General features: G+C 64.7%; 9 protein-coding genes. 4 read left to right on the forward strand and 5 right to left on the reverse strand.

Annotation, left to right across the window (positions count from 1 at the left end; translation table 11 throughout):
- The 3 genes from MR825_RS12480 to MR825_RS12490 all read right to left on the reverse strand — a co-directional run.
- Nucleotides 1–145: IreB family regulatory phosphoprotein (locus tag MR825_RS12480; protein WP_353845887.1), on the reverse strand; the 145-nt coding region annotated here is incomplete at its 3' end.
- Nucleotides 146–207: 62 nt separating this feature from the next.
- On the reverse strand, nucleotides 208–1,320 hold the full coding sequence (locus MR825_RS12485) for a 4Fe-4S dicluster domain-containing protein (protein WP_287881015.1): 1,113 nt from the start codon (nucleotides 1,318–1,320) through the stop codon (nucleotides 208–210).
- 14 nt (nucleotides 1,321–1,334) lie between these two features.
- The gene (locus MR825_RS12490; RefSeq protein ID WP_186907069.1) at nucleotides 1,335–2,354 is read right to left on the reverse strand and encodes a LacI family DNA-binding transcriptional regulator; all 1,020 of its coding nucleotides are present in this window, start codon (nucleotides 2,352–2,354) and stop codon (nucleotides 1,335–1,337) included.
- A gap of 333 nt (nucleotides 2,355–2,687) precedes the next feature.
- On the opposite strand from MR825_RS12490, the gene codB reads away from it, so the two are divergent.
- Entirely contained in the window at nucleotides 2,688–3,938 is a 1,251-nt protein-coding gene (gene codB / locus MR825_RS12495) for a cytosine permease (RefSeq protein ID WP_207723711.1), read from the forward strand.
- Nucleotides 3,939–3,964: 26 nt separating this feature from the next.
- Nucleotides 3,965–5,200: a cytosine deaminase gene (gene codA / locus MR825_RS12500; protein WP_256176430.1), complete on the forward strand. Its 1,236-nt coding sequence runs from the start codon at nucleotides 3,965–3,967 to the stop codon at nucleotides 5,198–5,200.
- A 65-nt stretch (nucleotides 5,201–5,265) separates the two neighbouring features.
- Here codA and pheT read toward each other — a convergent pair whose 3' ends face one another.
- Together pheT and pheS are read right to left on the reverse strand one after the other, a co-directional pair.
- Nucleotides 5,266–7,668, reverse strand: coding sequence for a phenylalanine--tRNA ligase subunit beta (gene pheT / locus MR825_RS12505; RefSeq protein ID WP_287881018.1), 2,403 nt, complete (start codon nucleotides 7,666–7,668; stop codon nucleotides 5,266–5,268).
- 91 nt (nucleotides 7,669–7,759) lie between these two features.
- Nucleotides 7,760–8,785: a phenylalanine--tRNA ligase subunit alpha gene (gene pheS / locus MR825_RS12510; RefSeq protein WP_256176432.1), complete on the reverse strand. Its 1,026-nt coding sequence runs from the start codon at nucleotides 8,783–8,785 to the stop codon at nucleotides 7,760–7,762.
- A gap of 489 nt (nucleotides 8,786–9,274) precedes the next feature.
- Between pheS and MR825_RS12515 the strand changes: the two genes are divergently transcribed.
- Nucleotides 9,275–10,684, forward strand: a complete 1,410-nt coding sequence (locus MR825_RS12515) for an MATE family efflux transporter (protein WP_256176433.1) — start codon at nucleotides 9,275–9,277, stop codon at nucleotides 10,682–10,684.
- A gap of 55 nt (nucleotides 10,685–10,739) precedes the next feature.
- Nucleotides 10,740–11,922 (forward strand): NAD(P)H-hydrate epimerase (locus MR825_RS12520; protein ID WP_287881020.1); only part of this gene is annotated, 1,183 nt, incomplete at its 3' end.

Below are 11,922 nucleotides of genomic sequence, written 5' to 3' on the forward strand. Positions count from 1 at the left end.
TGGGATTATAGCCCTTTTCCTGCAAAGAGCTGTATACGCAACTCAGGATCTCCTTGATCTCAGGGTCCTTTTCGTTTTGAATGCTGAATTTCCGGGTGTAATCCATCTCCACGCGGCACACCTCCTCGTTTGTTTCTGGTCCCATTGTAGCTGAATTCAGAGCGGCTGTAAAGGGAAAACCGTGAAATTTTATGAAGAATTAAGCTTTCACCAGCCCAGACGGATGCGCCCCTCGGGGCAGCGCGCGGCGCACAATCCGCAGCCGCGGCAGAGCCGCGGGTCAAGGACCCAGCCCTCCGGACGGCGGGAGAGCGCTCCGTAGATGCACCCGGCGCTGCACAGGCCGCATTCTGTGACGGGACAGGGCGTCTCCAGATGGGCGGTCAGGGGCTGTGGGTCGATGTCCTCAAAGGGCGTCAGGCTGGGCAGGGCCGCCCCCCGCAGCTGCTCCGGCGAAGCGATGCCGTGGGCGTCCATCCAAGCCGTCAGCTCCCTTACGATACGGGTGATGGCGGGATACCCCTCCAGCTGGAGGACGGTGCCTACCTGGACGGCCTGAGCGCCCAGCATCAAAAATTCCAATACCTGCTCGCCGGTCTCGATCCCCCCAACGCTGCACAGCGGAAGCGGGGAGTACTGCTTCAGGATGGCGGCTGCGGCCAGGGCCACCGGGCGGATGGAGGGGCCGCTGTAGCCGCCGTAAGTAGGCATACGGGGACGGCGGGCGTCCAGATCCACGCCCTGAATGCCCCGAAGGGCGTCAATGGCGCTCACTCCGGCGGCGCCCGCCTCCCGGATGGCCTGAAGAAAGGCGGGAGAGGAGGCGGCTTCGTAGGAGAGCTTGACCATGACGGGCACGTCCACCGCCAGGGCCGCCGCCCGGACGAACTCCCGCACCTGGTCGGGATCGCTGCTCCGGGCCGGGGTACGGGTACCGATGGGGGCGGATATGCTGATCTCCACGGCATGGGCGCCCATGCGCTCCATCCGGGCGGCCAGATAGGCCAGCTCGGACGGGGAGGTGGCCCAGATGCTGGCGATGAGGCGGCACTGGCCCAGCCGCACTTGCTCCAGCTCCCCCTCCCACTGTTCCAGATGCAGGTCGGAATAGAGCTTGGTGTTGAACAGCCGGTCCCGGTCGTAGTAGAGCCGGGGGCGCAGGACCGGATTGGCCTCCAGGGTGATGGTCTCGGTAACCACCGCCGCCGCCCCGGCGTCCACGCAGCGCTGGATGGAAGCGCCGTCCCGGGCCCAGGGCCCGGCAGCCACGATGACGGGATGCTTGAGCGAAAGTCCCATGAATTCTACGGAACATGACATGCCATACCCCTCCTTTATTCGTCGAAAAGCTCCGAGATGTGGGCACGGTTGCCGCAGGAACGGCGGATCTTCAGTTTTGGCTGAAGGATGATCTCCTGGGGGACCCCAGCGGAGAACTCCTCATTTTCCAGCAGATCAAAGAGCATCCGGGCGGCCACCATGCCCAGCCGGCGGGCGGGCTGCTCCAGGCTGGTGAGGGCCGGGGTGACGATGGTGCACAGCGGGGAGTCGGTCAGACAGGCCAGACCCAGCTCTTCCGGAATGGACACGCCGCGGTCCCGGGCGGCCTTCAGCACGCCGAAGGCAAGCTCGTCGCTGTCACAGAGCAGGGCGTCCGGCGGAGGACCGCTCTGGAGCAGGCGTTCCGCCGCTACAAAGCCGCCCTGTATGCTGTTCTCCGTCAGGAGGACCCTGCCGTCTGCCCCGCCGCCCCACTCCAGCACGGCTCTGCGGCATCCGGCGGCCACCTGCCGCAGGTCCTCCGGATCGCTCCGGTCCAGCAGGAACACCAGGCGGCGGTGCCCTAGGGAGAGCAGGTGGCGGGTCATGCGGAAGGCACCCTCCTCACAGTTGATGTAGCAGCAGTTTTCCGTCAGGGCGTCCCGGGGGCGCCCGATGCTTACGCATGGAATGCCGGCGCTGTGCAGGCCGGAGAGATCGGCCAGGGGCGCGCAGAGCAGCACGCCGTCGGCCTTCCGGTCCTGTACCATGCGCAGGCCGTCGGCCTCTGCCGCGGCCGAGCCGTGGGTGTTGCACAGGAAGGTGGCGTAGCCCTTTTTCAGGGCCACCGTCTCCACGCCGGCGAACAGGTCCCGGTCGGTGCCGCGCTCGATATTGGATACCAGCAAAGCGATGGTGCGGGTCTTGCCCAGGTTCAGCCCCCGGGCAAACCAGTTGGGGGTATAGTGGAGGGCCTCCATCACGGATAAGACACGGGTCTTGGTCTCCGGCTGGACCAGCTCCGGATGGTTGAGTACCCGGGAGACCGTAGCCACCGAAACGCCCGCCTGCCGGGCTACCTCCTTGATATTCACAACCTGCCGCCTCCCCTGTCTTAGGATATTCGTCCGTTTCCGCTGGTATTCCGCAAAACGCTCCGCGTTTGCGGAAGCGCACCGCCCGCCCGCCGCAGGGCGGTGCGGTATGCTCAGGGCCGCTGTGCGGCCATAATACCACAAAAACGAGGAAAAAGCAATGCAGGGAATGTAAGTGGTTTCAGGAAAGAGCGGAACCAAGGGGGATTTGGAAAAAATCCATAAAAAGAAAGAAAAAAGATTGGAAAAGAAATGCTGGACGGCGGGAAAGAAGTGTGATATAGTTTGCTTGGATGAAACTGGTTTCATAAAGCGAAAAGAGGAGGTAGTATGATGGCGCAGCAACCGAACACCACAAAACGGGGCGCGGACGACGATTATTCGTTGGAGGCGGTCCCGACCACAGCGCGCAAAGGCTTTTGGAGCATGTTCGTGGTCATGATGGGCTTCACCTTCTTCTCCGCCAGCATGAGCGTGGGCGCCAAGCTGGGGAACGGCCTGGACTTTCCGGGCTTCGTCTGGGCGGTGATCATCGGAGGCATCATCCTGGGGGCCTATACCGGGGGCCTGGCCTATATCGGCTGCGACACCGGTCTGACGCTGGATCTGCTGGCCCAGCGCTCCTTCGGCACCAGCGGCTCCAAACTGGCGTCGGTGCTGATTTCCTTCACCCAGATCGGCTGGTTCGGCGTGGGCGTGGCCATGTTTGCCATCCCGGCCGCCGAGCTGCTGGGGATCAGCCCCTTTATCCTGGTGCTCATCGCCGGGCTGTGTATGACGGCGTCGGCCTATTTCGGCATCAAGGCCCTCACCATTGTCAGCGCCATTTCGGTGCCGCTGATCGCGGTGCTGGGCGTCTACTCCATGGTGCTCTCCGGAATCGAGGGCGGCGGCCTGACCGCCATCTTTGCGAAATCGGCGGGCAGCCTGTCCATCCTGGGGGGCGTGGGTCTGGTCATCGGCTCCTTTGTCAGCGGCGGAACCGCCACCCCCAACTTCGTCCGCTTTGCCAAAAACAACGCTGTGGCGGTCTCCACTACGGTCATCGCCTTCTTCCTGGGCAACTCGCTCATGTTCGCCTTCGGCGCGGTGGGCGGCGCCTTTACCGGGAAGGACGACATTTTCTATGTCATGATCGCCCAGGGGCTGGCCATCCCCGCGCTTATCGTGCTGGGGGCCAATATCTGGACCACCAACAACAACGCCCTGTATACCGGCGGCCTGGGCCTGACCAATATCACCGGTCTGCGGCAAAAGCCCATGGTGCTGGTATCCGGCATCATCGGGACGCTGGCGGCCATCTGGCTGTACAACAACTTTGTGGGCTGGCTGAGCTTCCTCAACGCCACCCTGCCTCCGGTGGGCGCCATCGTCATGCTGGATTTCGTGATGCACCGGCCGTCCTATCGGGAGGGGGCCGCTCCGGCCCATAAAGTGCACTGGGGCTCCATCGCGGGCGTGATCGTGGGGGCGGCCGTGGGCAACTTCGTGCCTGTGGGCATCGCCTCCATCAACGCCATGATCGCGGCCTGCGTCTGCTACCTGCTGGCAGACCGGCTGTTCTACGCCAAGCAGCAGGGATAATTGGGACAGAAAGGCGGTATGCAGTTATGCTGATCCAAAATGTGTTCGTAGAAAACGCCGCGCAGGCCACCGATATCCGCATCACCGACGGGAAGTTTGAGCGCCTGGAGCCGGGGCTGACGCCTCTGCCGGGCGAGGAGGTCATCGACGGCTCCGGCTGTCTGGCCCTGCCCCCCTTTATCGAATCCCACGTCCACCTGGACACCTGCCTGACTGCGGGGGACCCGGTGTGGAACCAATCCGGCACCCTGTTTGAGGGCATCCAGTGCTGGAGCCTGCGCAAGGAGAAGCTCACCCGCGCGGATGTGCGGGAGCGGGTTCACCGGGCGGTACGGATGCAGGCCCAGAACGGCGTGCAGTTCGTGCGTACCCACGTGGACGTGACCGACCCCAAGCTCACCGCCATGGAAGCGCTGCTGGAGCTTCGGGAAGAGCTGCGGGACACCATCGACATCCAGGTGGTGGCTTTCCCCCAGGAGGGCATCGACTCCTTCCCCAACGGCCGCCAGCTCATGGAGGACGCGGTGAAGATGGGGGCCGACGCGGTGGGGGCCATCCCCCATTTCGAATTCACCCGGGAGTATGCGGTGGATTCCCTCAACTTTGCCGTAAAACTGGCGGAAAAGTACGATAAGCTGGTGGACGTCCACTGCGACGAGATCGACGACGAGCAGAGCCGCGGTCTGGAGGTGCTGGCGGCCCGGGCCTACGAATCCGGCCTGAAGGACCGTGTGACCGCCAGCCATACCACGGCGATGCACTCCTATAACAACGCCTACGTCACCAAGCTGATGCGCCTGCTGAAGATGAGCGAGATCAACTTCGTCTCCAACCCCCTGGTAAACACCCATCTTCAGGGACGCATGGATACTTATCCCAAGCGCCGGGGCATCACCCGGGTCAAGGAACTGCTGGCGGCCGGGATCAACGTCTCCTTCGGCCACGACGATATCTTTGACCCCTGGTATCCCCTGGGCACCGGCAACATGCGGGATGTGGTCTTCATGGGCCTGCACGTGTGCCAGATGATGGGCTATCAGGAGATCATGGACTCCTACAAGCTCATCTCCACCAATGCCGCCAGGACGCTCCACCTGGGGGATTCCTATGGAATCCGGGAGGGCAATCCCGCAAGCTTCCTTCTGTTGGGCGCCGATAATTTCTACAACGCGCTGAATGAGAAGAGCGAGGTGCTCTACTCCTTCAAGGCGGGCCGCCTCATTGCCAAAGCGACCCCCGCCGCGCGGGAAGTACTGTTCTGAGCAACGCGACAAACCGCCCGCTGCAGCCTGGCTGCAGCGGGCGGTCTTGTCATGTTCGCGGCGGTTCAGCGCAGCACCGCGCCCAGCTCGCGCTCCAGAAGCGTCAGCACGCTGTGCACGTCCTCATCCGCCTCTTCGGCGGTGAGGCTGCGCTCGTCCGAGCGCAGGGTCAGGTTGAAGGCCACGCTCTTTTTCCCGGCGGGAATGGGCGCGCCGGTGTAGATGTCGAAGAGCTCCACTTCCTTCAAAAGGCCCCGGGCGCCCCGGTTGATGCACTCCTCCAGCTGCGCTACGGTAATCTCCTGAGCGCACACCACGGCGATGTCCCGGGTGACGGAGGGGAAGCGGGGCAGCGGTTCGTATCGGGCCTCGCCGGCGCGCTGGGCGAGCAGGTCCATAAAGTCCAGCTGGGCGGCAAACACGTCGCAGTCCATCCCGTAGTTTTGACAGGTGAGGGGGTGCAGCTGGCCCAGCACGCCCAGGAAGACGCCGCCCGCGCGCACTTCAGCGCAGCGGCCGGGATGGAAGGCGGGGATATCGCTCCGGGCGGCAAAGCGCACGTTCTTCACATTCAGGGCGCACAGCGTCTGCTCCACCACACCCTTGAGGGCGAAGAAATCCGTCCCCGCGCCATAGGCGCCCAGGGAGAGCATGGGACGCTCGTCGGCCAGATCCCGGCCCGCCACCGGCTTGTAGACGGTAGCGATCTCATAGAGCTTGGCGGCCTTGTTCCGGTAGCTGTAGTTGCGGGCCAGGGTCTCCAGCATGGAGGGCAGGGCGGTGGTGCGCATGACGGAGGTATCCTCCCCCAAGGGGTTGAGGATAGTCACGCAGTTGCGCTTGTCCGAGTCTGCCGGCAGGCGGATCTTATCGTAATAGGAGGGGGAGATGAAGGAATAGGTGATGATCTCGCTGTACCCCATGCCCCGCAGCAGGCTGCCGGTCCTCCGCTCGGCCTGCTGCTTGTCGGTAAAGCCGCCCTGGGTGGTCTCGCCCCGCATGAGGGTGACGGGGATCTTGTCGTACCCGTGGAGCCGGGCCACCTCCTCGGCGATATCGGAGTAGTGCTCCACATCGGAGCGCCAGGAGGGGACGATGATGGTGTCGCCGTCCAGCGTGAAGTCCAGGCGCCGGAGCATGGCGCGCATCGCATCCTCCGAAATGTCGGTGCCCAGAAGGGCGTTGATCTTCCCCGGTTCCAGCCGGACGGTGCGGGGAGCCTGGTCGGAGGCGATCACGTCGATGACGCCGTCGACCACTTCGCCGCAGCCCAGCAGCTCCACCAGTTCGCAGGCCCGCTGGACGCCCTTGTAGGTGTTCATGGGGTCCAGGCCCTTTTCGTACCGGGCGGAGGCGTCGGTGCGCATGCCCAGCGCGGTGGCGGTGCGGCGGATGGACACGCCGTTGAAGTTGGCCGACTCAAAGACCACCATGGCGGTGTCGCCCACGATCTCGGAGTTGGCGCCGCCCATGACGCCCGCTACGCCCACGGGCTTGTGCTCGTCGCAGATGCACAGCATGTTGGGCGTCAGCCTGCGGTCATTGCCGTCCAGCGTCTGGATGACCTCGCCTTCCCGGGCGGTACGCACCACGATCCTGCCGCCCTCCACACAGGAGAAGTCGAAGGCGTGCATGGGCTGGCCGTACTCCAGCATGACGTAGTTGGTGATGTCCACGATGTTGTTGATGGGGCGCACGCCGCTGGCACGCAGCCGCTCCCGCATCCACAGGGGAGAGGGGGCGATCGTTACGTTGCGCACCATGCGGGCCGTATAGCGGGGGCAGAGCTCCGGGTTCTCGATCTCTACATCCAGCAGCTCGGCCACGCTGGCGCCGTCCGTTCCCTTCACCTCGGGGGTGTGGAGCTTGAGGGGGCGGTCAAAGGTGGCGGCGGTCTCCCGGGCCAGACCGATGACGCTCAGGCAGTCGGGACGGTTGGGGGTGATCTCGAACGCTACGATGTGGTCGTCCAGTCCCAGCAGGGCGGGCACGTCGTCGCCGGGCCTGGGGTGTTTGGCCGCCAGGTCCGGATCGCTCGTAAGGATAAAAATGCCGTCCGCTACGCTGTAAGGCCAGTCATGGTCGGTCATGCCCAGCTCCTTGTAGGAGCAGAGCATGCCGTTGGACTCCACGCCGCGGAGCGTGCCGGCGGTGATGTGCACCCCGCCGGGCAGCCAGGAGTCGTGCAGGGCGACGGGGACCAGGTCGCCCACGCTCACGTTCTGCGCGCCGGTGACGATCTGGAGGGGGGCCCCCCGGCCCGCGTCCACCTGGCAGGTCCACATATGGTCGGAATCGGGGTGGCGCTCCATGGCGAGCACCTTGCCCACCACAACGTTGCGGATCTCCGTGCCTTCCACGGTGACCCCCTCCACCTTGGAGCCGGAGAGCGTCATGGCGTCGCAGTATTCTTTATCGTCGGCGGGGGAGTCTACGAACTCCGCCAGCCATTTTCTTGAAAGATCCATCTGTTATTTCGTCCTTTCCGCATTCCGGCGGGCGCGCGCGGCGCCTGCTGCGAAATGCGCTGTATGTGATTGCGCGTCCGGCTGTTTTGGCTCAGAACTGGCTGAGAAAGCGCATATCGTTTTCAAAAATAAGACGCAGGTCGGTGATGCCGAAGCGGCGCATGGCCATACGCTCCACGCCGATGCCGAACGCGAAGCCGGAATACACGTCGGTGTCGATGCCGACGCCCTGAAGCACTTTGGGGTGGACCATGCCGGCGCCCAGCAGTTCGATCCAGCCCTCGCCCTTGCACACCCGGCAGCCTGCGCCGCCGCAGGCGTGGCACTGCACGTCCACCTCGCAGGAGGGCTCGGTGAAGGGAAAATGGTGGGGGCGGAAACGGGTCTTGGTGCCCTTGCCGTACAGGGCCTCCACGAAGGCGTTCAAAGTGCCCTTCAGGTCGGCCATGGTGATGCCCTTGTCCACCACAAGCCCTTCGACCTGATGGAACATGGGGGAATGGGTGGCGTCTACCTCGTCCTTGCGGTACACCCGCCCGGGAGCGATGATGCGGATGGGGGGCGCCATCTTCTCCATGGTGCGCACCTGCATGGGAGAGGTCTGGGTGCGCAGCAGCAGGGAGGAGTCTTCCTTGATATAAAACGTATCGCCCCATTCCCGCGCGGGATGGCCCTCCTCCGTGTTCAGTTTGGTGAAGTTATACTCGGCCAGCTCCACCTCGGGGCCCTCGGCGACTTGAAAGCCCATACCCACGAAGATATCCTTCAGCTCATCCAGGGCGATGGACATGGGGTGCTTGTGCCCCAGTTCCGGACGCTTGCCGGGGATGGTCACGTCCAGCGCTTCGGCTTCCAGCTTGGCGTTGAGCGCAGCCTCCGCGATGGCCTGCTGGCGGCGGGCCAGGGCGTCCGTCAGGGCCTCGCGCACCTCGTTGGCCAGCTGGCCCATGATGGGGCGCTCCTCGGCGGAGAGCCTGCCCATCTGCTTCAAGACGGCGGTCAGCTCGCCCTTTTTCCCCAGGTACTTGACCCGCAGGGCCTCCAGGTCCTGGGCGGCCTTCGTCTGCTCCAGCGCGGAGAGGGCCTCCCGGCGTATGGTTTCCAGTGTTTCCTTCATATCTGCAACTCCTTTTGCCGTATTGACACAGCTTCCGTGGCGGGAGGGCGGGCTTCTGTGCAGCAAAAAAGCCTTTCCCCCCAACTGATTTGGGACGAAAGGCAAACCTTCCGCGGTACCACCCGCATTCCCGCGCCTTGGGGCGCGGGCACTCAAGACCCGATAACGGCGGGCGGGCCGTCCCTGTCTCCAGGGCCGCTCCGGGGCGAACCAAGCGACACGCTCCGGGGCGGCTCTCAGCCGGTGACCGCCCCTCTCTGGCAAGCGCAAACTCGCTATTTTCCCCTTCTTCACATGTGACCTTATATATATCACAAAAAAAAGAAAATGGCAAGATGAAATTGACGCGGGCAGGCCGCCGGCCTATAATGGACGGTACGGCAAAGCGGAACGGGAGAAGCGCGCGCAGAGGAAAAGACGGCTTGCGCCGGGGCGCCGTTCCCCTTTTGCGCGTGGCCGGAGGCGACCCGCAGCCTGCAGGGACATGCCGTGGAACAACGAGAAAAGCGAGCTGATGATGTGAAGCGGGACCGGAGAGAACTGCTGCTCTATGAGCCGAATCTGTATCGAGCGTTTTTGATCCTGGCGCTGCCGGTATTTGGGGCTAATTTTATGAAGGCCTTCAACGAGCTGGTAGACACTTTTTTTATCGGGCAGATCGCAAATTCGGTGGCGGCCCAGGCGGGGGTGTCCATCTCATGGCCGCTGCTGAATATCTTCGCCTCGTTCCAGGTGGGCTTCGGCGTAGCGGGAGTGGCCGTGATCAGCCAGCTGCTGGGCGCGGAAAAGCGGGAGCAGGCCCGGGAGAACGCCGGGGTGCTGCTGGTGGTGGCGGTGCTGTTCGGCGCGGCGCTCAATGTCCTGCTGTATTGGGCGGCCCCGGCGGTGATGGGCCTGATGGGGGCGCAGGGGGACGTGCTGTCCTGTGCGGTGGCTTATCTGCGGGTACGCTCCTTTGAACTGGTGTTTACCTTCCTTTTTTATGCCTTTCAGGCCGTCCGCCAGGCCCAGGGGGACACCGTGACCCCGGTGCTGCTGTCGGTGTCCGCCGTGGCGCTCAATATCCTGCTTACCGGCGTGTTCGTACAGGGATTGGGGCTGGGGGTATTCGGCGCGGGCCTGGCCACGGTGCTGGGCAATGCGGCAGCAGCTCCGGTGTGCCTGATCCTGCTGTTTCGGCCCGGGCAGTCCCTGTTCCTCACCAGGGCGCAGCTGCGCGTGCGTCCCGCAGTGCTGGCCCGGCTGTGCCGGGTGGCCGCGCCCGCGGCCGCCAGCCAGGCGCTCAGCTCTCTGGGGTTTTTGGTGCTGCAGACCGTCATCCTCAGCTACGGGGATCATGTGGCCGCAGCGTTCAGCATCGGGAACAAAATTTCCAATATCCTGCTGATGCCCGTGCTGGCGCTTGGCTCGGTGCTGGCGGCCTACGTGGGGCAGAACATCGGCGCGGGCCAGGGCGGGCGGGCCCGGCGGGCCTATGTGGTCAGCCGGAACCTGGGCCTTCTCATCGCCGTTGCGGGCAGCCTGCTGCTGATGCCCTTCCGGGCCGGCATGGTACAGCTGCTGAGCAACGACGCCGCCACGCAGGCCGCCGCGCTGGAGTATATGTTCTGGGTGCTGCTCACCCAGCCGCTGATGGCGCTGTTTCAGAACTATCTGGGGGTATTCAACGGCTCGGGGAACACCCACTGTGCTTTTATCCTTTCGACCTGCCGCCTCTGGGCCATCCGGCTGCCCTTGATCATGCTGTTCCGGCACGCTACCTCCATTGGAGCGGCAGGCGTTTGGTATGCCATGAATATCAGTAATTTCCTGATCCTGATCGTAGGAGCCCTGCTGTTCCGGCGGGTGGATTTTACGCCCTGCCGGGCGGCGGCGGAGAAAGAGCCGGACAAAACGTGAGGCCCGCCCCAAAGGGGCGGGGCCTTTGGAACAAGCGGAAGGAGTAGAAACGCATATGAGGATCGCATCGGCGCAGCAGATGCGCCAGCTGGACCAGACGGCCATCCGGGAGCGGGGCATTCCCTCTGACCAGCTGATGGAGCGGGCGGCCGCCGCGCTGGCGGAGGCGGCCATGGACTTGGCCGGAACGGCGGGCAGCGGCCCCTTCCGGGCGGTGTGCTTCTGCGGCGGCGGCAACAATGGAGGGGACGGCGTGGCCTGCGCCCGCCTGCTGCTGGAGGCGGGATATGAGGTGCGCTGTATCCTGGTGGGCTCCCGGGAGAAGCTTACGGCGGATACCCGGACGATGGAGGCGCGTTTGGCGGCGGCCGGCGGTCGTTTGGAGTGCTTTGCTCCGGACGACGCGGAGTTTGCCGCCTGGTGCCTGGAGGCCCGCGTGATGGTGGACGCCCTCTTCGGCATCGGGCTGAACACGCCGCTGCGGGGCGATGCGCTGACCGCCGTGCATATGATGAACACCAGTGCGATCCCGGTGGTCTCCGCCGATCTGCCCAGCGGAGTGGAGGCGGATACGGGCCGGGTGCTGGGCGCGGCGGTACAGGCGGCGGCCACCGTCACCTTCACGCTGCCCAAGGCGGGGCACTTTGTGGGCAAGGGCGGGGTGTGTACCGGCAAACTGGTGGTGGCGGACATCGGCATACCGCGGGAGCTGGTGGATGCGCTGGAATGTCCCATCCGGACGGTGGAGGCCGCCGATGTGATCCTGCCCCGCCGGGCCAGGGACGCCCACAAGGGGGATTTCGGCAAGGTCTATCTGCTGGGCGGCAGCGTGGGCTATACGGGCGCGCCGGTTTTGGCGGCCCAGGCCGCCGTGCGCACCGGCGCCGGGCTGGTCACCGTGGGGGTGCCTGCCCCGGTGTGGCCCATTGCCGCCGCCAAGCTGGACGAGGCGATGCCTCACCCGCTTCCCGCGGACAAGGAGGGGCGGCTCTCCCTGGAAGCGGGCGCTCTGGCGCTGGAAAAGCTCTGCAGCTGCGGCGTATGCCTCATCGGGCCGGGGCTTGGGCGGGGAAACGGTACGTATGCCGTGGTGCGCCAGCTGCTGCGGGAAGCCCGTCTGCCCGTCGTATTGGACGCCGACGGCATAAACGCGCTGGAGGGGCATATAGATGTGTTGGATGCCCGGCAGGGGCTGTTTACCGTCCTGACCCCCCACGACGGGGAGTTCGCCCGGCTGG

Origin of the sequence: Lawsonibacter sp., from assembly GCF_022777125.1 — a bacterium.
Classification (GTDB): Bacteria; Bacillota; Clostridia; order Oscillospirales; family Oscillospiraceae; genus Lawsonibacter_A; species Lawsonibacter_A hominis.

Coding starts and splice junctions, on each gene's coding strand:
- MR825_RS12485 (WP_287881015.1), bottom strand. CDS start 1,320: ATGTCATGTTCCGTAGAATTCATGGGACTTTCGCTCAAGCATCCCGTC.
- codB (WP_207723711.1), top strand. CDS start 2,688: ATGGCGCAGCAACCGAACACCACAAAACGGGGCGCGGACGACGATTAT.
- codA (WP_256176430.1), top strand. CDS start 3,965: ATGCTGATCCAAAATGTGTTCGTAGAAAACGCCGCGCAGGCCACCGAT.
- pheT (WP_287881018.1), bottom strand. CDS start 7,668: ATGGATCTTTCAAGAAAATGGCTGGCGGAGTTCGTAGACTCCCCCGCC.
- pheS (WP_256176432.1), bottom strand. CDS start 8,785: ATGAAGGAAACACTGGAAACCATACGCCGGGAGGCCCTCTCCGCGCTG.